Source organism: Psychrosphaera saromensis (genome assembly GCF_002954545.1).
GTDB lineage: Bacteria > Pseudomonadota > Gammaproteobacteria > Enterobacterales > Alteromonadaceae > Psychrosphaera > Psychrosphaera saromensis.
In genome coordinates, this window is sequence record NZ_MSCH01000003.1 from 3473469 (window position 1) to 3498650 (window position 25182).

The following is a 25182-nucleotide window of genomic DNA, read 5'->3' on the forward strand; positions in this document are numbered from 1 at the left end:
ACTCCGTTACGCTGCTGTATTTAATTGTTTTGCTTTAATCACTGTATCTAATCGCTGAGCAAACTCTAGTACTAAAGACTCTGTTGAGGCCCAGTCAATACAAGCGTCTGTTACCGACACGCCATATTTTAACGTGCGTATGTCATCAACTAGTTTTTGGTTACCTTCGTTGATATTACTTTCTATCATAATTCCGACAATAGAACGGTTACCCTGCTCAAGTTGAGTCAGTATGTCTTTAGCAACAATAGGTTGTCTAGTGTAATCTTTGTCTGTATTGGCATGTGAACAGTCAACAATAATAGCCGCGTTGTAACCCGCTTTTTCAATATCCGCTTCTGCAGCATCAACAAACTCAGCTTGGTAATTTGGTGATTGACTACCACCACGAAGTATCAAATGAGCGTCAGGATTGCCCTTTGTTTGAATAATCGCTACCTGGCCTTTATCACTAATGCCAATAAAGTTATGCTCGCTCTCTGCAGATCCTATGGCGTTAACTGCAATACCAACATTGCCGTCTGTTCCATTTTTGAAACCCACCGGCATAGACAAGCCACTGGCCATTTCACGGTGAGTTTGAGATTCAGTTGTACGAGCACCAATTGCTGACCAACTAATTAAGTCTGACAAATACTGAGGAGAAATTGGGTCAAGTGCTTCAGTCGCAATTGGAATTTCTTGGTCGGTTAACCACAATAATAATTCACGAGCATTTAACAAGCCGGTTTCAATATCGAATGAACCATCTAAATGTGGGTCATTGATCAATCCTTTCCAGCCAACCGTTGTTCTAGGTTTTTCAAAATAAACACGCATTACAAGGTATACAGTATCAGCGCATTGTTCCTGAAGGGCTTTCAGCTTTAATGCATATTCTTTTGCCGCTTTAATATCATGTATGGAACATGGCCCTGTAATTATTAACGTTCTGTGATCTTTTTTATGCACTATATTGGAGATAGTGTGACGAGCGTTGGCAATAAACGTTTTATTTTCTTCACTTAACGGCAACGCCGATTTTAACGCACTAGGCATAACCAAAAGCTTTTCAGCTTTAACGTTCACATTATTCAAACTGTCTTTATTCATATTAACCTCAAATTATTTAGCGAGGAATTATGTAAAATTAAGTTTACACCCCGTACACCTTTAGTTACACATTATTAAAAACAACAACCAGTGTCAACGTCTAATCTGATATATGAAATGATTTTTTTGCAATGTTAAGTTTCACCAAACACATAAAGCCATTAACAATTAAGCTTTGTTGAATTTCAGGCACAAAAAAAGGAGCAACAAATGTGCTCCTTTTTGGCATCAAGTAAAAAAGTCTACTTTTTATAGTCCAACTTTTCTTTGATACGTGCTGACTTACCAGAACGTTCACGCATGTAATAAAGTTTAGCGCGACGTACATCACCACGACGTTTAACTTCGATGCTGTCGATAACAGGGCTGTGCGTTTGGAATGTACGCTCAACACCTTCACCGTTAGAAATTTTACGTACTACGAATGCAGAGTGTAATCCACGATTTCTTTTCGCTAGAACGAAACCTTCAAATGCTTGAAGACGTGTTTTTTCACCTTCGATTACGCGTACTTTTACAACTACTGTATCACCCGGGCCAAATGCCGGAAGATCAGTTTTCATTTGCTCGTCTTCTAGAGCCTTAATGATGTTTTGACTTACTTTGCTCATTATATTCTCACTTTTCTAGATTTCACTGAAATGCAAAACGTCAAATACTAGTTTGTATCCTGTTCCGCGAGGAACGAATCAAGCAGTACTTTCTGTTCGTCAGTCAGAGCTAGATTATTAATTAAATCAGGTCTTCGTAACCAGGTTCTGCCAAGCGATTGCTTTAATCGCCATTGTCGGATTTTTTCATGATTACCGCTAAGTAATACATCTGGTACCCGCTGACCAGCCAAAACTTCAGGTCTTGTATAATGTGGACAATCTAACAAACCGTCTGAAAAAGAATCTTGTTCTGCTGAAAGCTTATGCCCCAACACTCCAGGAATCATTCTCGACACTGCATCAATCAGTGTCATAGCCGGTAGTTCACCGCCACTTAGAACAAAATCACCAATCGACCATTCTTCATCGACTTCCGATTGAATCACTCGTTCATCTATTCCTTCATATCGACCCGCAACCAACACAATTTTTTTGTGTTGTGATAAATGTTTAACTCCAGCTTGATCTAACTTTCTACCCTGAGGTGAAAGATAAATAACCTTTGCTCCTTCACCAGCCGCTTCTTTCGCAGTACGAATAGCATCTGTTAAAGGTTGAACCATCATCAACATTCCTGGACCACCGCCGTAAGGTCGGTCATCAACAGTATTGTGCCTATCGTGTGTAAACGCTCGGGGATTCCAAGTGTTAAACTCGATAGTACCTTTTTGAATAGCTCGGCCAATTACACCATGTTGGGTAATTGCATCAAACATTTCTGGAAAAAGTGTAATAACACCAATCCATAACTGACAATTCACGATTTTACGTTCATAAGTGTCAGAATCCCGGATCCCAGTCCACCGTAATGGTGTTTTCGTCCTTGTTAACTGAAATAATTACATCGTCCTGAATAAATGGGATAAGTCGTTCTGTTTTGCCAAATGCATCATTTCTTTTTGCATCAACAACCAGTACGTCATTTGAACCCGTTTCCATTAGGCCTGAAACAATACCTAAGTCATAACCGTTGACTGCTTTTACTGCCATGCCGTTAAGGTCACGCCAATAAAACTCATCGCCTGCCAAATCTGGCAATTGATTCGCTGCAACAAAAATTTCGCCATGAAGCCAAGCTTCTGCGTCATTTCTGGTTTCAACATTATCAAACTTAGCTATTAAGCCTTTGTTGTGTCGGCGGCCATTGGCAACCTTCACTTGGTGTTGCTGTCCATTTAAGGTTATAAACCATGGACTGTAATCAAAAATCCCTTCCGAGATTTCAGTGTAAGCATTTATCTTAAACCAGCCTTTAATACCGTAAGGGGCACCAATTTTTCCAACCAAGATTAATTCTTCTGTCGAATTAGACTGACTCATAAAACACCTTCACTTATGCTTTTCATTTAAGCAGCTTTTTGAGCTTCTTTAATGATTTTAGCAACACGGTCAGAAAGTTGTGCACCAACACCAACCCAATGTTCGATACGGTCTAAGTCGACACGAATCTTTTCTTCTTTACCATTTGCAATCGGGTTGAAGAAACCTAGTTTCTCAATAAAACGACCATCGCGTGAACGACGGCTGTCTGCAACAACGATTGAGTAGAATGGACGTTTTTTCGCGCCACCGCGAGCTAAACGAATAGAAACCATAATTACCTCAATTATTACTTAAGTTTACGGTGATAATATTAAACCACCGGCCTCTCTTGGACACCCCAAAAAAGGTCGCGCAATTGTACGGATCTGAGCGGAAATTTCAAGCTGTATTTAGCTTAATGTGATTAGATTGGGGTAAATTTGTTGGTTTATTGGTTGTTTTTAATACGTTGAGGGGGTTAGTCGCTATAAACCAGGCGAAATCCGAGGGTATCTAAGCGTGTGTTTTTTGCCCTAGCCTTACGACTTGCACTGCGTAAATAGAAGCCTTGGTCATACCAAGAACCGCCTCTGACAGTACCACGATTACAGCTCATTGGCGCTTTGCCATACAAGTGCCAACAGGTGCTGGTCCACTCGGAAACATTGCCTAATATATCAAATAAACCAAATTCATTTGGTTGGAATTGTTTCACTTCGGCTACTTTTTTTACATGACCGTCATCACAACGATTTTGGTCTATTCTCGCTTCGCCAGCATTAGCATAAGTGCATAATTCATTTACATTATCACCAAAAAAGTAGTCACTTTCACTGTCTGCACGAGCGGCATATTCCCACTCGACTTCAGTCGGAAGTCGATAATCCCGCCCTGTTTTTAGTGATAACCAAGGTAAAAAATCTTGCTGAATATCGTACCAACTAACATCCGCTTGCGGCTGATTTTTCTCTTGTGTACTTAGTTCACTACCTAGCTTTCCTTTACAGATTTTGGATTGAATGCATAGGTCGTATAGTGCTTTAGTGACTTCCGTTTCAGACATATAAAAAGCAGTTACATTTTTTATCTGTACAGGCCTTTCATTAGATTCACCACGGTCAGAACCCATTTGATATTGCCCGCTTGGAATTTTAATCATAACAAGATTAACGCGTTCAATCGTTTCCACATAACGTTCGCGTTTATTGGCGGTAATGTCATGCAGTATTGAATTAGCTGACAAATAAGATTCAAATCTTTCTTTATGTTTATCAAGTATTTGTTGATACAGACTTTCATTTCTTTTAGCAGAAACATGCACCTGTATTTTGATAAACCATAAGCGTTGATACTCGGTTGAACCATGCTTTTGATGGGACTCAAGTATGTCGTAAGAGATAATATTCGCGAACGAGCGCATATTGGTTTGTTCTTTAAATTCAGAACTGTTTGCTATCCCGCTACTGGCTTCTGTTCTTACCGTTGTGATGTCGGTAGTGGAATTAATGATAATGGAACTGCCTTGTTTACCGGCCTTATTTAATACTTCAACACGGGCTTTTTCTTCACACTGTCGTCGGCTCGACATACGGTCACATTGATGAAGATAATCCACCTCAAACTTACGTTCGGCTAAGTATTGTTTGTAATCTAATTCGGCTTCTTTTTTTATTAGGCGGTCAAATACAATTAACTCTTCCGTTCGGGCGCGTTCGTATTGCTGACGTAAATGACTTATCAGGCTATCTTGCTCATTTTGCAGTGTGTTTGTATTAGATTCAGAGGCGGTATCTAAGGCTTGCTGTAATAGCAGCCACTTGCTTGTAGTGTCATTGGCATAACTTTTTAACTGTTCTAAATTCACCTCGTTTTCTACCGTAGAATAAACTTGCACAGAAAAGCACAAGAGAACCATAAGCAGAGGTAATTTAGCGATAGTATTAAGGTTAATGCACACCATATTTAGTATTAATTCTTTATTCTTTGTTATTAATAGATTCTTTGTTTGTTTGTTCAGTAATAGCAGTTGGCGTTGGCCCATTACTTTGTTTAAATTGTTCAAACAACTCAGTCTCTAATTCTGGTTCTAGTTTTTTATCAGTCGCTTTAACAATAAGCTCAAATGTATGTTTGGTTTTAGTCGGGTCTAACGTTGCTAAGGCGCAATAATATTCATTACCTGAAATAGTTACTATCTCAGTTTTTACAATTCTTGATCCGCCAAGTACTTGTTTTGTGAATTGTTTTGATACTGAACTGAATTTTGTAGAAAGAATAATATCATCTTGATCTGAATGTCGTGAATCGTAGGTTTCATCTAAACTTTCTACGTTTATTTCAATTTGTTGAGCCAGTGCAATTCGAGCATTTGCTGAGGAAAGTTTAGAAGCACTAGACCAGTTGCCCGAGAACTTCACACAGTCGACCGCGGCTAAGCCATCTTTTATTGTCGGGTTGTATATCCAATCTGGAACGGTAGATGCAATTACATTAGCAGTACAAAAGCACATTGATAATACTATCGCTATGTTAATTTTTTTCTTCATCCACATAAAACTACACCCTTTTAAAATACTAGATAACAAATTAAAGCTTACATTATCACTAAAGTTAGCACTATACATGCCAATAACCAGACATAAAACTGACTCTTGAAAATCTTTATTATTATCAAGCTGTTCTAATAAACTTTCGATACAAAAAAGGCGCTCAATGAGCGCCTTTGCTTAATAAAGTGGCATCAAACTACACAGCTTGCTGAACAATAACCTTGTCCGCCTTTTTCGTATACTGTTCCATCTTATGGAAATTTAAGTAACGATAGGTATCTGCCGCGGTTGTATTAATTTCATTCGCATAAACCATATATTCCGCAGGTGTAGGTAGCTTACCCATAATTGCACCAGCTGCAGCAAGTTCCGCTGACGTCAAATATACGTTTGCACCTTTACCTAAACGGTTCGGGAAATTTCGGGTAGAAGTAGAAAGTACCGTCGCATTGTCTGCAACACGCGCTTGGTTACCCATACATAAAGAACAACCTGGCGTTTCAATACGCACTCCTGCTTTACCGTATATTGAGTAATACCCTTCTTCCGTTAACTGATCTCTGTCCATCTTAGTTGGAGGAGCAATCCAAGTGCGGGTAGGTAAACTCCCACCGAACTTTTCAATCAATTTACCCGCAGCTCTAAAGTGTCCAATATTGGTCATACAAGAACCAATGAATACTTCATCAATTTTTGTCCCTGCCACTTCTGATAATAACTTCGCATCATCAGGATCATTTGGGCAACATACAATTGGCTCTTTAACGTCGGCTAAGTCGATTTCTAATATATGTGCATACTCAGCATCTGAATCTGCTTCCATTAGCTTAGGATCAGCTAACCATGCTTCCATTGCGTTAATACGGCGTTCTATAGTGCGGACATCGCCATAACCTTCACTGATCATCCATTTAAGCATAACGACGTTAGATGATAAATATTCGGCAACTGCGCTTTCTTCAACCTTAATCGCGCAACCTGCGGCGGAACGTTCAGCGGATGCATCCGACAACTCAAACATTTGCTCAACCGTCAGTCCTTTTAAACCTTCAATTTCTAATATACGCCCGGAGAACTCGTTAATTTTTCCGGCTTTAGCAACCGTTAACAACCCTTGCTTGATACCAAAATAAGGAATGGCATGAACTAAATCACGTAATGTTATACCCGGTTCCATTTCACCTTTAAAGCGAACCAAAATAGACTCTGGCATATCAAGAGGCATAACCCCCGTTGCCGCAGCAAATGCAACTAAACCAGATCCAGCTGGAAAAGAAATACCTAAAGGAAAACGTGTATGTGAATCCCCCCCAGTACCTACGGTGTCAGGCAATAACATGCGGTTTAACCAAGAATGGATAATACCGTCACCTGGACGTAATGAAACACCGCCGCGATTCATTATAAAATCAGGCAGGGTATGGTGAGTGTTTACATCAATCGGCTTAGGGTAAGCCGATGTATGACAAAATGACTGCATGGTTAAATCAGCAGAGAAACCTAAACACGCTAAGTCTTTTAATTCATCACGAGTCATAGGCCCAGTTGTATCTTGCGAACCAACCGTTGTCATTTTAGGTTCACAGTATTGGCCACCGCGAACACCGTCAACGCCACACGCTTTACCAACCATCTTCTGAGCTAAAGTAAAACCTTTGGTTGATGCAATTGGATCAACTGGTTTAGCGAATAAGTCGGTTTCATCAAGTCCTAGCGCTTCACGAGCACGAATAGTTAAACCACGACCGATAATGAGAGGGATACGGCCACCCGCTTGAACTTCATCTAATAAAACAGGGCTTAGTTCAAATGTTGCTATAACCTCATCACCATTTTCACCTCGCGCTTTAACAACACCTTCATATGGATAAATGTCGATAACATCACCCATATTCATTTTTTGTACATCTAGCTCAATTGGTAATGCGCCGGAATCTTCCATGGTGTTGTAAAATATTGGCGCGATTTTCCCGCCTAAACAAACCCCTCCGCCTTTTTTATTTGGCACATGTGGGATGTCATCGCCCATAAACCAAAGCACTGAGTTAGTGGCAGATTTACGTGAAGATCCAGTACCAACAACGTCACCAACATAAGCCAGTGGAATTCCATCTTTTTGTAAGTCTTCAATTTGTGTAATTGGGCCAACAACGCCATCTTCGTCTGGCGTAATGCCTTCACGGGCAATTTTCAACATGGCTTTGGCGTGTAATGGAATATCAGGACGAGACCAAGCATCAGGGGCTGGTGATAAGTCATCGGTGTTGGTTTCACCCGTCACTTTAAATACTTTTACTGTTATTTTCTCAGCAACTTTATCGCGGTTAGTAAACCATTCTCCGTTTGCCCAAGACTCCATTACTGATTTTGCAGCTTGATTACCAGCGTCGGCTTTTTCTTTAACATCAAAAAAGGCATCAAACATTAATAAGGTTTTCTTTAAACCTGTGGCAGCCGTATCAGCTAATTCAGGATCATCCAATAAATGGATCATAGGCTGGATGTTATAACCACCTAACATAGTCCCCAACAATTCTGTCGCTTTATCCGCTGACAAAATTGATGACGCGACTTCGCCTTTAGAAAGTGCGGCTAAAAAGCCCGCTTTAACGTAAGCGGCATCATCAACACCTGGAGGAACTCGGTTCGTGATTAAGTCTAAAAGAAACTCTTCTTCACCAGCAGGCGGATTTTTAATTAGTTCAATTAAAGCAGCCACTTGAGCTGCGTCTAATGGCTTTGGAACGATACCTTCTGCAGCACGTTCTTCAACATGTTTACGATATTCTTGAAGCACAATATTCACCTTTTAGTTATACCAATACATTTACTTAATGTAATTCCGTTTCCATATTTACCAGAGACTAGAGTTTGATTAAGTATTTGTTATAAAAAAGCACCCACACTTGAATGTTACTTGAATTAAATAATACTTATTTTAACCAGTGGAACAATAATACTTTAGGCTTAGATGGGGATAAAAGTACAGCCTAGCTGCAGCTATAAGTAGGAAATTTGAGTACACCAAGCTTTACGCTCCTGTCCATCGGGTGTTGGTCCATCCATTAACGTTGAGCTACAAGTTTGTACCTTTAGTACACCCTCCTTGGACATCTCGGCTTTGGCATCCTGCGTCGCTCTACCTCCTAAATCCATTTAGTCGCAATCCATCGGGTGTTGGTCCATCCATTTAACGTTGAGCTACAAGTTTGTACCTTTAGTACACCCTCCTTGGACATCTCGGCTTTGGCATCCTGCGTCGCTCTACCTCCTAAATCCATTTAGTCGCAATCCATCGGGTGTTGGTCCATCCATTTAAGGTTGAGCTACAAGTTTGTACCTTTAGTACACCCTCCTTGGACACCCTGTCCATCGGGTGTTGGTCCATCCATGGACCAAAAAAAAAGGCCACTCATTTGAGTGGCCTTTGGTTATTCTTTGTTAACTTTTACAAAAGTTATACTCTTTTCACTGGTAACGCACCAGCACTAAATTTAGTGCTCATATCTACCGTTGGAGGTATAAAGTCAGTAAGAGTAATACCTTCTACTGCAGCCTTGTACTCTTCAATTGAAGGGAAACGACCTAATACAGCTGAAAGTACAACTAAAGGTGTTGAACCAAGTAATGACTCACCTTTTTTCTCTGCTGAGTCAGCTACTACACGGCCTTGGAACAAGCGTGTTGACGTTGCTATAACAGTGTCACCAGGTTCAGCTTTTTCTTGGTTACCCATACATAAATTACAACCAGGGCGTTCAAGGTACATGATGTTTTCGTACTTAGTACGAGCTACACCTTTAGGGTGTACATCATCAAATTCGAAACCTGAGTATTTCTGTAGAATTTCCCAGTCACCTTCAGCTTTAAGCTCATCAACAATATTGTATGTTGGTGGCGCAATAACTAAAGGCGCTTTAAATGATACGCTGCCAGTTTGCTTTTCAATGTTACGTAACATTTGAGCAACAATTTGCATGTCACCTTTGTGAACCATACAAGAACCAACAAATGCTAAATCAACAGGTTTACCTTTGTAAAATGATACTGGACGAATAACATCATGCGTATAACGCTTAGATACATCGGCATTGTTTACATCAGGGTCAGCAACCATAGGCTCATCAATAGCGTCTAAGTCTACAACTACTTCTGCAAAGTACTTAGCATTATCGTCTGGCTTCAATGCTGGAACAGCACCAGATGTAATTTCTTTAATACGCTTGTCAGCTAGAGCGATCAAACCGTTAAGAGTTTGCGCTTCATTGTCCATACCCTTGTCGATCATTATTTGGATACGGCTCTTAGCAAGTTCTAGAGACTTAACTAACGTTTCATCATTTGAAATACAGATTGAAGCTTTAGCTTTCATTTCTGCAGTCCAGTCAGTGAACGTAAATGCTTGGTCAGCCATTAACGTACCAATATGCACTTCAATTACTCGGCCTTGGAAAACGTTATCGCCAAACTGCTTAAGCATTTGAGATTGAGTTGCGTGTACTACGTCACGGAAATCCATATATGGTTTCATGTGACCTTTAAAAACAACTTTTACTGACTCAGGGATTGGCATAGTAGCTTCACCTGTAGCAAGTGCTAATGCAACCGTACCAGAGTCGGCACCGAATGCTACGCCTTTAGACATACGAGTATGAGAGTCACCACCGATGATAATAGCTTGGTCATCAACAGTAAGGTCATTCAATACTTTATGAATAACGTCAGTCATTGCAAGGTAAACACCTTTAGGGTCACGTGCAGTGATAAGACCAAACTTATTCATGAAGCTCATTAATTTAGGAATATTAGCTTGTGCTTTACTATCCCAAACTGAAGCTGTGTGACAACCAGATTGGTAAGCACCATCAACAATAGGAGATATAACCATGGCGGCCATAGACTCTAATTCTTGAGACGTCATTAAGCCCGTTGTATCTTGAGAACCAACAATATTAACGGTTACTCGAACATCCGAACCTGCATGAAGAGCTTCTTCAGATGCAACACCAACAGAGTTTTTATTAAATATTTTTTCAACAGCTGTAAGACCTTGGTCTGGAATTGAAATTTCTTTAGAAGGAGCAAATACTGGCTCCAATGCTACGCCAAGAGTTTCAGCTGCAAAGCTTTGTAGTTTTTTACCAAAGACGATAGCGTAAGAGCCACCCGCTTTCATAAATTCAACAGATTGTGGAGTGAAAGCTGAAGATACGTCAACAAGTTCTTTGTCGCCGTTATATAGCTTTTTCTCTTTAGTATTAATAGTAAGTACTGTGCCTGTTTCTACAGAATATACTTGCTCAAGTACTGGGTCACCACTGTCGTTAAGAACCGTCTTACCGTTTGCATCAACTTTCTTAACCCAGTTTTTAAGGTCAAGACCAATACCGCCAGTTACGCCAACCGTTGTTAAAAAGATTGGTGAAATACCGTTAGTACCAGCAACAACTGGTGCAAAGTTAACGAATGGAATATAAGGACTCGCTTGCTCACCTGCCCATAATGCAACGTTATTAACGCCTGACATACGAGATGAACCAACGCCCATAGTGCCTTTTTCAGCGATTAACATCACTTTTTTGCCTGGGTATTGTTTTTGAAGATCTTGGATTTCTGTTTGCGCTTCAGGAGAAATCAAGCACTTACCATGTAATTCACGGTCTGAACGAGAGTGCGCTTGATTACCTGGAGATAATAAATCGGTAGAGATATCGCCTTCACCAGCAATATAAGTAACAACATCGATTTTTTCAGGAATTTCAGGAAGCTTGGTAAAGAACTCAGCTTTTGCATAACTTTCAAGAATAGCTTTAGCAATAACATTGCCAGCTTTATAAGCAGCTTCAAGACGGTCAGTGTCAGCTTCGTATAAAAATACTTGAGTCTCTAATACCTCAGCAGCAGGTTTTGCTACCGCTTCATTATCAGATAACGCTAAATCTAGAAGAACCTTAATTGAAGGTCCGCCTTTCATATGAGATAACAATTCAAAAGCAAACGTTGGAGTAATTTCTGCAACAACAGATTCCCCAAGAATGATTTCTTTTAAGAACTCTGCTTTAACACCAGCAGCGCTAGTTGTACCTGGAAGCGTGTTGTATATGAAGAACTTTAATGAGTCTTCACGATATTGGTTTCCAGTTTCTTTGATCTGGGCAATAATTTCAGATAATAACTCTGCGTTATCAATTGGCATAGGCGCCAATCCCAGGTCATTTTTACGACTTTCAATTTCCGCTAAATATTCTAAATACAGGCTCATTCGATACTCTCTATGATCATAAAGTGCTATTGATAAAGGCATTACCATAGTCAATTGGGACACTATTATAGATGCCACATCGAATAAAAGGAATGGCTTGCAGTATAAATATTATAAACCGCGTGAATAGGTGATATTCACACGGCTTATAATTCAGATTTTATAGGTGTTGCGTACAACATTTCAAAGCTTATTCCATTTAATTAAATGAAATTTATAAAAGAGTACTTACTTTGAAGTACCACATTTACCTTCGCCACATTTAGCTTCTTTCTTAGCTTTATCGCCAGTTTTCGCTTTTTTGTCTGCGCCACATTTGCCTTCGCCACACTTAGCTTCTTTTTTAGCTTTCTTGTCTGCGCCGCATTTACCTTCACCACATTTAGCTTCTTTTTTAGCTTTTTTGTCTGCGCCGCATTTGCCTTCGCCACACTTAGCTTCTTTCTCTGCTTTGTCCGTTTCTGGCTCAGAAACTTCATAACCAGATGATAATTCTTGGTACTGGAATTGAGCAGCTTGAACACTTGTGATTGATGCTACGCCGATTGCTGCTATACCCATTGCTACTAAAGTTGTTTTCTTTAATGTTTTCATATTATTTTCTACCCTTGTTTTATATAAGTTATTACAGTCCCTAATTAGACCTTGAACACTCAAAATAAATTTCACTTTTAATTAATACCTGTTTTATTAATGAATTGGTACTTAATTAATAAGCTAAAATTTATTTAAAAAATCGAAGTAGCTGGCTTTATTACTTTCAATTATTAATCAGCTAAATTAACTATAGTCAAAATTTTAAAACTTTGTCTATACTCAAAAATGAAAGAAGAACAGGAGTTCACTTATGATTTTTGACAGCTTAAATACGTCATTTAGAGACAGCATGTCTGGCTTATATAACGAAGAATATTTCACTGAAGTATTTCAACGAGAATGGCATCGGATGCTAAGAGAAAGCGATACTTTATCTATCATCATGGTTCACCCTCATTTAGATATTGATGATCCTAACGACCAAGCATCATTTAAATTAATATCTGAAATTGTAGAGTCGTCTATAAAGCGAGCTTCTGATATTGCTTGTCGTTTTCAATCAAACCAAATTGCAATTGGCTTGTTCAATCTAGATCCACAGGGGACAGAAAAAATCATTAAAAGGATCATTGATTCTTTAGACCCACAATCATCTGCACTTTTTGAACATGTGAATATCTCCATTGGCGCAGTTAATGTTTTACCTAACAGCCAACTGCATATAGATAAAATTTTTCAACGCACTGAAATATTAGCCGACATGGCCCAATTAAAAGGTAAAAACACTTACCAATGTGAATCGCTTTAAGACTCGTCCAAAACACAAACTAACTATTTCAAATAACAAAAAAGCCGATAACTAGCATCTAGTTATCGGCTTTTTATTTAACAATTAATTGCTAATGTAAATCGGGTATAAAAATAGATTAAACCAGTTTGATTTTGCCAAACTTACGTTTACCTACCTGATAAATATCTTCACTGCCTAATTCAATAATTAATTTAGTGTCTTCAATTTTATCTTTACCGTTTAACTTAACCGCACCTTGTTTGATCATACGGTTAGCTTCTGAGGTACTCGCAACTAAACCAGCTTCTTTTAACAAATTAGTTAATGGCATTGGCTCACCAGCGGTCACGGTGAATTCTGGAATTTCATCTGGCAATGCATTCTTTTGGAAACGCTTAATGAAATCTTGATGAGCTTGTTCAGCATCATCATCACTGTGAAAACGTGCAATTAACTCTTTAGCAAGGTCAATTTTAAAGTCTCTTGGATTTGCGCCCGCTTCAGCTTTGGCTTTTAACTCTGCAATTTCAGTTAATGGACGGAAGCTTAGTAATTCATAATAACGCCACATCAACTCGTCAGAGATAGACATAACTTTACCAAACATATCGTTTGGTGCATCAGTAATACCAATATAGTTATTCAGTGACTTAGACATTTTCTGAACGCCATCAAGGCCTTCTAAAAGTGGCATCATCAATACAGTTTGTTGACGTTGGCCTTCTTCTTTTTGTAGTTCACGACCCATTAACAAGTTAAAACGTTGGTCCGTTCCACCAAGCTCTACATCCGCTTTAAGTGCCACAGAATCCCAACCTTGAACTAACGGATATAAAAATTCGTGAATCGCAATTGGCTGTCCACCAGCATAACGTTTTTTAAAGTCATCACGCTCAAGCATACGTGCAACGGTTTGACGAGCAGCAAGCTTGATCATATCTGCAGCACTAAATTGGTCAAACCAAGTTGAGTTAAACGCCACTGTGGTTTTAGCAGGATCTAATATTTTAAACACTTGTTCTTTATAAGTTTCAGCATTTTTAAGTACGTCTTCTTTTGACAAAGGCTTACGTGTCACGTTTTTACCCGTTGGATCGCCAATTAGTCCGGTGAAGTCACCAATCAAAAATATAACTTCATGACCTAGGTCTTGAAAGGTTTTTAATTTATTGATTAATACCGTGTGACCTAAATGCAGATCGGGAGCTGTTGGATCAAAGCCTGCTTTGATTTTAAGAGGTTTACCCTCTTTCAATTTGGCGATTAAATCGTCTTCTGGCAAGATCTGGTCTGAACCACGTTTAATTTCTGCTAATGCTTGAGTTATATCTGTCATCTTCTACTACAAAGGCACTTGGCCAATAAATTCATGTGAGGTAATGCCAGAAGTTTACTGGATATTAGCCAATAAAGTAACCTAGCTAGATTAAAAATTTGAATTAAAATGACAGAATAAAAAAAGCTAGTTACATGAACTAGCTTAGTTTGGTTTAGTTTAATTTAGTGTCTATTTACCTTTGGGGTTTAACGGCAAGGTTAACCAAAGGTAAATCCTTATTAATATTTAGCGGGTTGGTTTTTAGCCGGTAGTGAGTTTAAGATAAATTCACGTACATCTTGGTTAGACTTTTCTAAGTCTTCATAACGTAAATACATCATGTGACCACTGCGGTAACCTTTAAATGATAAACGGTCTTTCATGATAGAGCTTCTGTCTAACTGCCACATTGTATATTTTGCATCAAAGTAGTTAGTCGCACCATCATAATAACCAGATTGGATCATGACATTTAAGTATGGATTTTGCGCCATTGCTTGACGTAAATTTTCACCCGTTTTGTTACGGCTTCTATCCCAAGGATGAACAGGACCAAACATGTTGTATTTCAAATCCGTTTTGTAATTTAACTCTTCTGATAAGTAATGGTTCATCGCTGGCGTAAAGCTGTGTAACCAAGACGTTAGCTCAGCATTATAATCTGGACGAGAACCTGTGGCTTTTTCATCAATGCCCAAATAACGCGAATCTAAACGACCAACCGTTTGATTACGGCTTCTTAATAGCTCTTTCCAAAAGTAAGAGGTATCTATATCTAAGTTACTGCGTAGAACTTCATCTACCGATAAACCAGAATAATAGGAAACTTTCTCAGCTATTTTTTGTTTCTCGTCAGCATCAATAAATCCACCGCGAGCCAATGCTGGCAGGTATTCATTTAGCGTAAACTGCTCAACTTCTGGTAATAACTGATCTAAATCTTTGTTCTGTAATTCACTTGTTAATGCTTTGTGATACCAAGCGGTGGCTGCAAAATAAGGTAAGCGGTTTGCTTGCTCAACAACACCTTCACGCATAATACCTAACTCAGTAGGAGAGACTAAAATAACACCGTTAACATACATCCACTGTTGTTTTTGTAGCTCTAGCGCTAAACCTGAAACACGAGTAGTCCCATAGCTTTCACCAATTAAAAACTTAGGCGAACGCCAGCGCTCATTTCTACTAACAAAGCTATTTACCCACTCGGCTAAATATTTAATGTCGGCGTTAACACCAAAAAACATTTTCTTCTGTTTGTCTTTTGAAGGTAACTTGCCGTCTTTATCTTTAAGTACACGTGAATAACCGGTATTTACCGGATTTACATAAACAATGTCGGCTACATCTAAGATAGAGAATTCGTTAGTTTTTACTCCGTAAGGTTGTAAAGGATAACCTTCAGAGTCAACGTTCAATACTCTAGGTCCGGTATAAGCAATATGCATCCATACCGATGCAGAACCAGGCCCGCCATTAAACGAGATAACCAATGGACGAGTGCTCTTATCTTTTACATCAGAGCGTTGGTAATAAGTATAAAATAAGCTGGCCGTTGCATTACCTTCCTCATCCCATACAGGTTGAGTGCCGGTCGTTGCGGTATACCCCACTTTTTTGCCGTTGATTTTAATGCTGTGTTTAGTAACAACAGAATCATCCGCTTTGATAACACGTGCATTTTCATCTATTGCTAGCGCGTGTGATAAAGGTGATGTAAGCAAAAATAAGCTAACAATAACAAGTATCTTTTTCATGTTTTGTCCATAAGTTAATTATTTGAAGCTGTGTATTTACAAAGTCTTTTGCAACGCACATTTATAACCTGTATTTACAAGCAGAACTTATAACGAATAAGCAATAAATTCGCGTTTATACGTTGATTAGCATTATTCCAACGGTCAATTACATTTTAACTTATGTATAAGTTTTGAAACTCTTCTAACGCAAACTGATCTGTCATGCCGCTGATATTGTCTTGTATTAACCGACTGCGGTAATAAAACTCATGGACTTTAAAGTCAGGTTTATTGTGTAAAGGCAACAAGGCTTGTTGATAAGCTTTCAAGTGTTTCTTAGGCAGACGTTTGTATAATCTAGCTTCAATTAAACCGCCCTTGTCTTCACCGGAAACCATTTTAGTAAAGGCTTCTGTTTGCATTAACAACAAAGGTTCGTACGCATCTAACAATCCAGTGATTATTCGGTAACCTTGTAACTCTTTGGTTTCCACTTCATTGGTACTAAAAATATGGGTGATGGCAACTTCTTTAAACGTGCTGATCATATGATGGAATAAACTGCCATCTTCTAACAAGGCACGGTTTAGTTCGCCGTCGTACACCTGTTGAATATTATCAATAAAACTAGACGCAGCATGTTCAACTAAGGCATGTATTAATTGAACTCGTAACCAAACAAAAAACTCATGGGTTTTATTAATCGGTTCTTTATCCGCACGAGATAATGCGTAATCAACCGCTTGTTGAAAGCTTTTACCGCGTAAAAATGCTGTGTCTGCCTGGTTATCACTTACACGTGTAAAAGTAGTAATTAGGTGTTCAGCTAATTGTTTACAGTTTAATAAGCCTTTTTCTACTCCATCTTCGATATCCGCTAGACAATAACTAATGTCATCTGCCGCTTCCATTAAATAAGCCAGAGGAAAACGATGCCCTGGTTTTATTTCAAGATGTTCACTCAACAAGGTAATGTCTTCTAATTCAGAATAATAAAAGCCTACTTTTTTCTTTAAATACGACAGCGGCTTTTCTTTGTCTGGACGCATATCCAAACCACAACGTGTGTATTTTAAAATACTGGCAGCTTGAGAGTATGTAAGGTTTAGTTTTAGTAAACTGAAGATGATGCGAAAAGCTTGAGCGTTACCCTCAAAGCTTTTTAATTCTTGTTTTATTTGCAGCGACAACATTTTATTGTCCGCTTGGCTGAACAACACATGTTTATCTAAATGTTTAGTGAACCAATGATTAATTGCAGCTTCGCCAAAATGGCCAAAAGGCGGATTGCCAATATCATGCATCAAACAAGACATTTCCACTAAGCTTTCAATTTCTCTTTCTAGCTCAGACAAACCATATTTTTTGGCGTCATCACCTAGCTTTTTAAATATAGTTCTGACGATATGGCGACCCGTTTGTTGTACTTCCAACGAATGCGTTAAACGGCTGCGTACCGCTGAGTTACGCTCTAGGGGAAATACTTGAGTCTTTTGCTGCAAACGTCTAATAGCAGCAGATTGAATAATGCGACCGCGATCACTTTCAAATTGATCAGATACATTCGCATTCGAATTGTTGTTGTATCGGCGTGTTGCGTTTATTTTCTTAGAAAAATCCATAGTTCAAACTGCTGTTATTTTGTAATAAAGGCAGTCTACCCGCAAACCATGTGATTGAATAGTGGTTAAAAATCCGAGTTCAAATCTAACCGCAAAACATGCGATACTAGCCTCACTTGTCATAAATGAATTTCATTTCAATTTTAAATAGAGCTTTATATGACCCGCTTCACTTTAGATAAGGTATGTAAAAACACCTTAGAGATCAAAAAGAGTCAGTTTATTACCTGGTTAATTCCTATCAATGATCAACAAAGTAATAAACAAGAAGTGAAGGATTATATTCAACAAGCAAAAAATGAATATCCAGATGCTCGCCACCATTGCTGGGCTTATATTATGGGCGCGAATCCAAACTCAATGACCGCAGCCATGTCTGACGACGGAGAGCCTTCCGGCACCGCTGGCAAACCTATGTTAAATGTTCTGCAACATAAGCCGGTGGATAATATCCTAGCCATTGTCATTCGTTATTTTGGCGGTATAAAATTGGGCGCAGGCGGATTAGTCAGAGCGTATTCGCAAGCGGTAGAGCAATGTTTCTCTATTGCCGATTTAGTGCCTGTCATTGAAAAACACACATTAACTGTTCAGGTGCCATTTTCTGATGAACAGTGGCTCAGACATCATGTAGAAAAAAATGAGGGTGACATAATAAACACTCAATATTCAGATTTAGTGACCATAGAAATAAGCCTACCGAAAAGTAATTTTAATGTCATAAAAGAGTCATTGAACAGTCGCAGTTATGTATATAAACTCGCGGACGATTAGCCTGTTCAATTAGTATTTTGGCTTAATATTAAGAGCAGTTAGTTATATTAATTAAAAATTAAATAAAAAATTTGAAAAGTGATCTAAGATCATCCGGTCTCGTATAATTAGTATTAAAATTAAATGGTTTGTTTATGAAGTATCTTAATTTATTGCCAGGTGAGGTTGCATTGCAAAATGCTCCGTATTACCAAATGAAAAACAATCAGCAGTGTATTCCTCAACACTACTTAAAATACGATCATAATCTTGCCAGTGTAGAAAACCTGATAATAGATATAGAGTACAGTGATCTGTACCCTATTTTTGTATCTGAAGATGTGGGCGGTATTTACCTGCAAGTGGGCATTATTGGCTATGACAATTACCGAGTGCAAACCGGCCAACCAAAATCTAAAATTGTATACGGTAGAAAATGGCGTGTTGAGCCTCAGCTACCAACCTCTGAAATTATTCAAACTGCGTTATTGGCAATAAAAGTAGCAAGAGAGCATGAGATAAGAGAATTGTTTAGAATGTCAGTGGAAGATAAGTCGACCACGCCATTTAACAATCATCATGACTTGCCTTTATTAAGTCAAAACCAAGCCTATTTGACCGAGCCAAAGCAAACTCACTCATGGGGTGAGCTACAACAATGCCTTGACGGTATCACTTATGACAGAGCCAGCTTTTTTATTAATAATATACAGCCTCTGTCGTCAGAAAATTACTTAATAGAGCTTGAAGTACTGTCGTCAGAAAAAACCAAATTACCTGAATTGTTAACGCAAAAGTACATCAGCTTAATCATCAAAGAAAACAATAAAAACGAATTACTGTTTGAATTAATGACACAGCTTATTCAGTTAAGTAATAGACATGTTGAAGAAAACTTTTCTTATGCTGGCGTTGCTCGCTTTAGCCGTAACATTCAGGTTGAACGTATTGCAGAGTTGTCGGTAAACACTCGTCAACTGCATAAAAACAATGCCTTGAAAAAAAACAATGAACTTGATGAATTTACCCAACAATGGCAAAACGCCAATTACGAAACCGACTTAACCCGTGTACCAGAAGTAAAGTCACAGGCTTTGGCTAATAAAATCAAAGCCCGTTTAGCGCACTTCCACCCACTTGATGGTGTGCTACCTAAATTCAACGTTTCAAGTTAATTAAGAACATATTCAACTCTTTGTTTGTACAGAATTTAATGTAAACTAGGCCTTTATTAAATTCTGTTTCAAAATAACGACCTATGAAATTATCTAGCGCTACAAACCTCTTTGTTAAAATCCGTAGTAACAAATTATTCGAACTGTTTGTTATCTCAGTCATTATTGCCTCTGCATTATTAGTCGGTGTTAAAACCTACGACGTTTCATCCACAATGCACATGGTCACTAATTACCTAGACATTTTTATCACTGTATTTTTTATCTGTGAAATCTCTATTAGATGGTTATCAGAAACTAAAAAGCTCAATTTCTTTAAAGACTTCTGGAATGTGTTCGACACCATTATCGTCATTGTCAGTATTATTCCAATTGAAAATAGTGACATGGCCCTTATTGCACGTCTGGTTCGTGTATTTAGAGTGTTAAGGATGATCTCCTTTATTCCAGAGTTGCGTATTTTATTAACCTCATTAATTAAAGCCATGCCGCAACTTGGTTATGTCATGTTGTTAATGTTTATTATCTTTTATATGTATGCCGCCGTTGGTAGCACCTTATTTGAAGACATTAATCCGGATTTATGGGGCGATATCACAATCTCCTTATTAACACTTTTCAGAGTCATGACCTTTGAAGATTGGACCGACGTAATGTATGAAACTATGGTCGTGTATCCAATGAGTTGGATATTCTACTTAACCTTTATTTTCTTCACAGCCTTCGCCTTTTTAAATATGGTTATTGGTATTGTGGTTAATGTAATGGAAGAAGAACACGCAAAAGCCCGTGAAGAACAACAAAAAGAAATACAAGATGAAGTGGTTGCCGAGCAAGACGAAAAGCTCAACAACATACTCAACGAGATCAAAAAGCTACAGCAGCAAATAACGCAAAGTACTAAGCAGCTCTAAGTAATAAGCAGATCCAAGTAATAAGCAGCTCAAAAGAATAAATAGATCCTAAAAATAAATAGTGCCTGTTAATACAGGCACATAAAATTACCAAGCACCAAGCACCAAGCACCAAGCACCTAGTATAAATCAAATCAAATCCCCCACTGTTTAAAACAGGCGTTAACTTTTAATTAACACCTGTTTTAAACAAATAAAATCTTTACATACTATTTTTCATATATACAATAATTCACATATTCAATTAACGGTTTTTCATAAAAGTTTATATAACCAATGGCAAATTTGAATCATAAACAAAGTGTGCTTTTTCTATGTACCGGCAACTCAGCCCGCTCACAAATGGCAGAAGCCTTATTGAGACATAAAGCAGGTGAACAGTTTGATGTGTATAGTGCTGGCACTCAGCCTGAACAGATTGACTCTAGAACGCTTTCAGCCCTTAAAAAGTTTGGCTTAGATACAGCTTCATTAATATCAAATCATGTTGATGACTTTACCAATCGCACTTTTGATTATGTGATCACCCTTTGTGACAAGGCCAATAAAGAATGCAGAAGTTATAAAGGCGCGCAAAAGCAATTAGCCTGGGACTTTCCAGATCCAAAAAACCGAGATGGCCTCGACCCTTTTGCCTCAACACTTAACGAAATAAACAATCGTTTGTCTATGTTTCTGCTAGTAGAGAGTAAATTCTTGGCTGTAGAAGAAAACAAGACAGCCAACCACACACAGTCAAATCCGTTACAAAACTCAAATTCTCAAATACAACAAACACTAAACATTGACCCTATTTCGTTTTTCAAATGTTTAACTGACGACATTCGCTTAAAAGTATTACTACTCACCAACTACTACGGCGAATTGTGTGTATGTGAGTTAATGGAAGGATTAACACAAGACAGCCAGCCTAAAGTATCGCGTAATTTAGCGGTATTAAAAAAGGCCAACATATTGTTAGACCGCAAACACAGCCAATGGGTGTTTTATCAAATTAACCCAGCCTTACCTTTGTGGGTAAAAAATACAATTTCACAAACATCTGAAAGTAATATCGAGCTAGTTACGGATGCAATTGACCGAATATCAAACATGAAAAACCGTCCAAACAAAGACAGTTTTTGTAAATAAACGCTTTATATCCGAACATAAAAATTTATTGAGGGAATATTATGACAATCAAAATAGGTATTAACGGTTTTGGCCGTATGGGTCGTTTATCAATGCGCGCGGCGTATGACTGGGACGACATAGAAATAGTACAAATTAACGATCCCGCAGGCGATGCAGCCACTTTAGCGCACTTAATGATGTTTGATTCTGTACACGGTAAATGGCATCACGAAGTTAATGCAGAAAACGCTGAAGGCTCCGGCAGAAACAACAATATTATTATTAATGGTCATTCTATTCCTTGTACTCAAAATAAAACTATCGCTGAGACTGACTGGTCACAATGCGACGTTGTCATTGAAGCCTCTGGCAAAATGAAAACCAAAGCTTTACTACAAGGCTATTTAGATCAAGGCGTTAAACGTGTTGTGGTTACCGCTCCAGTAAAAGAAGATGGCGTGTTAAACATAGTAATGGGTGTTAACCATGACCTGTACAATAAAGACCAACATCCAATTGTCACCGCCGCATCTTGTACCACTAATTGCTTGGCACCTGTGGTTAAAGTTATCCATGAAAACTTGGGCATTAAACACGGTTCAATGACAACCATTCATGACATTACTAATACACAAACTATTATTGATGCACCGCACAAAGACTTACGCCGCGCGCGTTCTTGTGGCACGAGTTTAATTCCAACAACAACAGGCTCTGCAACTGCCATTACACATATATTTCCAGAACTTGCTGGCAAATTAAACGGCCATGCTATTCGTGTTCCGTTAACCAATGCGTCAATCACTGACTGCGTATTTGAGCTAGAGAAAAAGACCACAGTTGAAGAAGTGAATGCCCTGTTACAAAAAGCCGCACAAGGTGAGCTAAAAGACATATTAGGATATGAAGAACGTCCGCTGGTATCTGTTGATTATAAAACCGATCCACGCTCAGGCATTATCGACGCATTATCCACTATGGTGATCAATGACACTCAGTTAAAACTATATGTTTGGTATGACAATGAATGGGGTTACGCAAACCGCACTGCAGAGCTTGCTCGTATGGTTGGGCTCTCTGACATGGCTGATAAAAGCTAATTAGAAGCAGATAACTCTTAATAAGAATCGCTAATAGAAAGAATGGAATGATGCTGGGATTAAACTTTTTAACCTCTTTGCCTACGCAGATTAAACAATACTTGATCATCACAGGTAATTACTGGGCGTTTACCTTAACCGACGGTGCACTGCGCATGTTGGTGGTATTGTACTTTCATGACTTAGGTTACGATCCACTTAGCATTGCCATGCTGTTTGTGTTTTACGAGATATTTGGCGTAATAACAAATTTAGTCGGTGGTTGGTTGGGCGCTAAGTTAGGTTTAAACAAAACCATGAACATAGGGCTGGGATTGCAAATTATTGCGCTCGCCATGTTAACGCTTGATGCCACTTGGCTCACGGTTATTTATGTTATGGCGGCACAGGCATTGTCTGGTATTGCCAAAGACTTAAATAAAATGAGCGCAAAAAGTGCGATTAAGTTGTTAGTACCAGAAGACGCTCAAGGCAAGCTATATAAGTGGGTGGCTATTTTAACGGGCTCTAAAAATGCCCTTAAAGGTGTCGGTTTTTTCCTAGGCGGTTTGTTATTAACCTTGTTTGAATTCCGTGGTGCTGTGCTGATTTTAATGAGCTTACTGGTTGTGGTGTGGTTATTCAGTTTAGTAACACTTAAACAAGACTTGGGCAAAGCCAAATACAAACCGAAATTCAAAGACATCTTGTCAAAAAGCAAAGCGATAAATGTGTTATCCGCGGCTCGTTTGTTTTTATTTGGCGCACGCGATGTCTGGTTTGTGGTCGCCCTTCCAGTTTATTTAGCGGTGACTTTTAATTGGGATCATTGGTGGGTTGGCGGATTTATGGCGTGCTGGGTAATTGGTTACGGCATAGTGCAGTCTATTGCACCTTCTATTACTAGCAGAGTTGCTATTACTAATAGAGGTGCTGATACTAATAGAGGTGCTACTAGATCTGAAGATAGGAAAGCAAATACACCTGCAAAATTAGCATTCTTTTGGGCAAGTTTATTAGCCATATTGCCAGCGTTTATAGCATTGGCACTTCACTTTGATTTTTACATTCAAACATCGCTTATTGTTGGCTTGTTAATATTTGGCGCAGTGTTTGCGATTAACTCGTCATTGCACAGTTATCTAATTGTCAGCTTTGCCAACAAAGATGCCGTATCGTTAGATGTTGGTTTTTATTATATGGCCAATGCCATGGGCAGATTAATTGGCACGGTATTATCTGGCTGGGTTTATCAAAATTACGGCTTGGAAGCGTGTTTATGGATATCTTGTGGGTTTGTAATATTAGCAGCTTTATTGTCGCGGGGGTTGGAGGAAAAGCAGTTTTAAGTTGCGAGTTAGCGAGTTAGCGAGTTAGCAATTCACATCATTTAGCAGGAAATACAAGCTTTTGCTCTGCTTTTACTTCCGCTTCAAAGCATCTGTAGTAAATATAACTTTTCTCAAATCAAGCGGGCATGGATGCCCGATTGAGGAAAATGTTCAGGGACGAATGTTTTTCCGTATTTGACGAGTAAAGTTATTATTTAATGCAAATAGATGTTTTGGTACGGACGGCGCACTGTTTCATTATAAAGAACGCCTACCTTTTTTGGCTGTTGAAAAAAGGTATGGTCGCCGAGGGGCGAAATAAATGGTGAAAATAAACACCAATCTTAATCTAGAAAATAAAGTTTAAGTATAAACTGAGGACAAATAAAAAAGGGCCACTCAGGCCCCTCTGAGAAAAACTTACCACATTAAGTCATCAGGAATGACGTAATCTGCATACGGGTCGTCTTCTTCAACTTCTTGGATTTCGTTTTGTGATACTAAAACAGAGTCATCACGCATCGCTATTTTCCCTGCAACCACGCTTGGAATTACCGCGTAATCGTCAGCGCCAGTTTCACCAAAACGTACAATACTTAACAAACCATTGGCTAATTGACGTTGAATATCACCAGGTACGGTTAGCTTTTTAACTGCGGTTCCGTCGGTAAAATTATACGTAACATTGCCTCTAGAAACATCCAACATGTTCATTTCTATTAACTGTTTAATTTGTGCTTGTACGGCTTTAGCCAAAGCTTGCTGTTTTATCTGCTCGTTCAGCTCTTTGTCTTTAGCTAGTTGCGATGTGCGCTTTTCTTCTGTTGCCGCTTTAACTTCACGTTTCATATCACGTGTTTTTTTACTGGCTTTTTTTGCACGTTTCGCTTTTTTTTCGTTTGTAAGACCAGCTTGTAAAAGTTGTTCTTGTAATGACATCTGAGCCATAGGAA

21 protein-coding genes are annotated in these 25182 nt (G+C 38.7%); 7 read left to right on the plus strand and 14 right to left on the minus strand.

The genetic code is table 11. The features are described from left to right. Positions 1-6: 6 nt before the first annotated feature. The 10 genes from BTO11_RS15700 to BTO11_RS15745 all read right to left on the minus strand — a co-directional run bounded on the left by BTO11_RS15700 (position 7) and on the right by BTO11_RS15745 (position 12452). Positions 7-1092 (minus strand): 3-deoxy-7-phosphoheptulonate synthase, encoded by a 1086-nt coding sequence (locus BTO11_RS15700; RefSeq protein ID WP_105053485.1) that lies wholly within the window; start codon positions 1090-1092, stop codon positions 7-9. A 242-nt stretch (positions 1093-1334) separates the two neighbouring features. Beyond that, positions 1335-1703, minus strand: coding sequence for a 50S ribosomal protein L19 (rplS, locus tag BTO11_RS15705; RefSeq protein ID WP_105053486.1), 369 nt, complete (start codon positions 1701-1703; stop codon positions 1335-1337). A gap of 47 nt (positions 1704-1750) precedes the next feature. Beyond that, a complete protein-coding gene (gene trmD, locus BTO11_RS15710) occupies positions 1751-2506 on the minus strand; it encodes a tRNA (guanosine(37)-N1)-methyltransferase TrmD (RefSeq protein ID WP_268245068.1) in 756 nt (251 codons plus the stop codon). Positions 2507-2525: 19 nt separating this feature from the next. Then, positions 2526-3065, minus strand: coding sequence for a ribosome maturation factor RimM (rimM, locus tag BTO11_RS15715; protein ID WP_105053487.1), 540 nt, complete (start codon positions 3063-3065; stop codon positions 2526-2528). Between the two features lie 26 nt (positions 3066-3091). Next, positions 3092-3340: a 30S ribosomal protein S16 gene (rpsP, locus tag BTO11_RS15720; RefSeq protein WP_105053488.1), complete on the minus strand. Its 249-nt coding sequence runs from the start codon at positions 3338-3340 to the stop codon at positions 3092-3094. Positions 3341-3525: 185 nt separating this feature from the next. Then, positions 3526-5007 (minus strand): formylglycine-generating enzyme family protein, encoded by a 1482-nt coding sequence (locus BTO11_RS15725; protein WP_181135938.1) that lies wholly within the window; start codon positions 5005-5007, stop codon positions 3526-3528. Between the two features lie 16 nt (positions 5008-5023). Beyond that, positions 5024-5599 carry an LPP20 family lipoprotein gene (locus BTO11_RS15730; protein ID WP_219846480.1) on the minus strand — a complete coding sequence of 192 codons (576 nt, stop codon included), beginning with the start codon at positions 5597-5599 and terminating at the stop codon, positions 5024-5026. Between the two features lie 193 nt (positions 5600-5792). Then, positions 5793-8393: a bifunctional aconitate hydratase 2/2-methylisocitrate dehydratase gene (acnB, locus tag BTO11_RS15735; RefSeq protein ID WP_105053491.1), complete on the minus strand. Its 2601-nt coding sequence runs from the start codon at positions 8391-8393 to the stop codon at positions 5793-5795. Positions 8394-9053: 660 nt separating this feature from the next. Continuing rightward, the gene (locus tag BTO11_RS15740; protein WP_105053492.1) at positions 9054-11858 is read right to left on the minus strand and encodes a bifunctional aconitate hydratase 2/2-methylisocitrate dehydratase; all 2805 of its coding nucleotides are present in this window, start codon (positions 11856-11858) and stop codon (positions 9054-9056) included. A 228-nt stretch (positions 11859-12086) separates the two neighbouring features. Beyond that, positions 12087-12452, minus strand: coding sequence for an HvfA family oxazolone/thioamide-modified RiPP metallophore (locus tag BTO11_RS15745; RefSeq protein WP_105053493.1), 366 nt, complete (start codon positions 12450-12452; stop codon positions 12087-12089). 253 nt (positions 12453-12705) lie between these two features. Between BTO11_RS15745 and BTO11_RS15750 the strand changes: the two genes are divergently transcribed. After that, positions 12706-13203 (plus strand): diguanylate cyclase, encoded by a 498-nt coding sequence (locus BTO11_RS15750; protein ID WP_105053494.1) that lies wholly within the window; start codon positions 12706-12708, stop codon positions 13201-13203. A gap of 118 nt (positions 13204-13321) precedes the next feature. Here the strand turns inward: BTO11_RS15750 and tyrS are convergent, their stop codons facing one another. From tyrS to dgt, 3 genes are all read right to left on the minus strand, one after another. After that, positions 13322-14521 carry a tyrosine--tRNA ligase gene (gene tyrS / locus BTO11_RS15755; RefSeq protein ID WP_105053495.1) on the minus strand — a complete coding sequence of 400 codons (1200 nt, stop codon included), beginning with the start codon at positions 14519-14521 and terminating at the stop codon, positions 13322-13324. 221 nt (positions 14522-14742) lie between these two features. Beyond that, the gene (locus tag BTO11_RS15760; RefSeq protein ID WP_105053496.1) at positions 14743-16260 is read right to left on the minus strand and encodes a S10 family peptidase; all 1518 of its coding nucleotides are present in this window, start codon (positions 16258-16260) and stop codon (positions 14743-14745) included. Between the two features lie 155 nt (positions 16261-16415). Continuing rightward, complete coding sequence (dgt, locus tag BTO11_RS15765; protein ID WP_105053497.1) at positions 16416-17864, minus strand: dGTPase; 1449 nt, start codon at positions 17862-17864, stop codon at positions 16416-16418. A gap of 159 nt (positions 17865-18023) precedes the next feature. Between dgt and BTO11_RS15770 the strand changes: the two genes are divergently transcribed. From BTO11_RS15770 to arsJ, 6 genes are all read left to right on the plus strand, one after another. Further along, on the plus strand, positions 18024-18638 hold the full coding sequence (locus BTO11_RS15770; protein ID WP_105053498.1) for a YigZ family protein: 615 nt from the start codon (positions 18024-18026) through the stop codon (positions 18636-18638). Positions 18639-18772: 134 nt separating this feature from the next. After that, a complete protein-coding gene (locus BTO11_RS15775; protein ID WP_105053499.1) occupies positions 18773-19792 on the plus strand; it encodes a hypothetical protein in 1020 nt (339 codons plus the stop codon). Positions 19793-19875: 83 nt separating this feature from the next. Then, positions 19876-20706, plus strand: a complete 831-nt coding sequence (locus BTO11_RS15780) for an ion transporter (RefSeq protein ID WP_105053500.1) — start codon at positions 19876-19878, stop codon at positions 20704-20706. A 276-nt stretch (positions 20707-20982) separates the two neighbouring features. Then, positions 20983-21837: a metalloregulator ArsR/SmtB family transcription factor gene (locus BTO11_RS15785; RefSeq protein ID WP_105053501.1), complete on the plus strand. Its 855-nt coding sequence runs from the start codon at positions 20983-20985 to the stop codon at positions 21835-21837. Between the two features lie 41 nt (positions 21838-21878). Then, on the plus strand, positions 21879-22919 hold the full coding sequence (locus BTO11_RS15790) for an ArsJ-associated glyceraldehyde-3-phosphate dehydrogenase (RefSeq protein ID WP_105053502.1): 1041 nt from the start codon (positions 21879-21881) through the stop codon (positions 22917-22919). Positions 22920-22966: 47 nt separating this feature from the next. After that, positions 22967-24247 (plus strand): organoarsenical effux MFS transporter ArsJ, encoded by a 1281-nt coding sequence (gene arsJ, locus BTO11_RS15795; RefSeq protein ID WP_146105508.1) that lies wholly within the window; start codon positions 22967-22969, stop codon positions 24245-24247. A 402-nt stretch (positions 24248-24649) separates the two neighbouring features. On the opposite strand, the gene BTO11_RS15800 is transcribed toward arsJ, so the two are convergent. Further along, complete coding sequence (locus BTO11_RS15800) at positions 24650-25177, minus strand: DUF2058 domain-containing protein (protein ID WP_105053504.1); 528 nt, start codon at positions 25175-25177, stop codon at positions 24650-24652. Positions 25178-25182 lie beyond the last annotated feature (5 nt).

What these genes read in the sequence shown, in the direction of transcription:
- BTO11_RS15700 (WP_105053485.1), bottom strand. Translation starts at nt 1,092, where the DNA reads ATGAATAAAGACAGTTTGAATAATGTGAACGTTAAAGCTGAAAAGCTT.
- rplS (WP_105053486.1), bottom strand. Translation starts at nt 1,703, where the DNA reads ATGAGCAAAGTAAGTCAAAACATCATTAAGGCTCTAGAAGACGAGCAA.
- rimM (WP_105053487.1), bottom strand. Translation starts at nt 3,065, where the DNA reads ATGAGTCAGTCTAATTCGACAGAAGAATTAATCTTGGTTGGAAAAATT.
- rpsP (WP_105053488.1), bottom strand. Translation starts at nt 3,340, where the DNA reads ATGGTTTCTATTCGTTTAGCTCGCGGTGGCGCGAAAAAACGTCCATTC.
- BTO11_RS15725 (WP_181135938.1), bottom strand. Translation starts at nt 5,007, where the DNA reads ATGGTGTGCATTAACCTTAATACTATCGCTAAATTACCTCTGCTTATG.
- BTO11_RS15730 (WP_219846480.1), bottom strand. Translation starts at nt 5,599, where the DNA reads ATGTGGATGAAGAAAAAAATTAACATAGCGATAGTATTATCAATGTGC.
- BTO11_RS15740 (WP_105053492.1), bottom strand. Translation starts at nt 11,858, where the DNA reads ATGAGCCTGTATTTAGAATATTTAGCGGAAATTGAAAGTCGTAAAAAT.
- BTO11_RS15745 (WP_105053493.1), bottom strand. Translation starts at nt 12,452, where the DNA reads ATGAAAACATTAAAGAAAACAACTTTAGTAGCAATGGGTATAGCAGCA.
- BTO11_RS15750 (WP_105053494.1), top strand. Translation starts at nt 12,706, where the DNA reads ATGATTTTTGACAGCTTAAATACGTCATTTAGAGACAGCATGTCTGGC.
- tyrS (WP_105053495.1), bottom strand. Translation starts at nt 14,521, where the DNA reads ATGACAGATATAACTCAAGCATTAGCAGAAATTAAACGTGGTTCAGAC.
- BTO11_RS15760 (WP_105053496.1), bottom strand. Translation starts at nt 16,260, where the DNA reads ATGAAAAAGATACTTGTTATTGTTAGCTTATTTTTGCTTACATCACCT.
- dgt (WP_105053497.1), bottom strand. Translation starts at nt 17,864, where the DNA reads ATGGATTTTTCTAAGAAAATAAACGCAACACGCCGATACAACAACAAT.
- BTO11_RS15770 (WP_105053498.1), top strand. Translation starts at nt 18,024, where the DNA reads ATGACCCGCTTCACTTTAGATAAGGTATGTAAAAACACCTTAGAGATC.
- BTO11_RS15775 (WP_105053499.1), top strand. Translation starts at nt 18,773, where the DNA reads ATGAAGTATCTTAATTTATTGCCAGGTGAGGTTGCATTGCAAAATGCT.
- BTO11_RS15780 (WP_105053500.1), top strand. Translation starts at nt 19,876, where the DNA reads ATGAAATTATCTAGCGCTACAAACCTCTTTGTTAAAATCCGTAGTAAC.
- BTO11_RS15785 (WP_105053501.1), top strand. Translation starts at nt 20,983, where the DNA reads ATGGCAAATTTGAATCATAAACAAAGTGTGCTTTTTCTATGTACCGGC.
- BTO11_RS15790 (WP_105053502.1), top strand. Translation starts at nt 21,879, where the DNA reads ATGACAATCAAAATAGGTATTAACGGTTTTGGCCGTATGGGTCGTTTA.
- arsJ (WP_146105508.1), top strand. Translation starts at nt 22,967, where the DNA reads ATGATGCTGGGATTAAACTTTTTAACCTCTTTGCCTACGCAGATTAAA.
- BTO11_RS15800 (WP_105053504.1), bottom strand. Translation starts at nt 25,177, where the DNA reads ATGGCTCAGATGTCATTACAAGAACAACTTTTACAAGCTGGTCTTACA.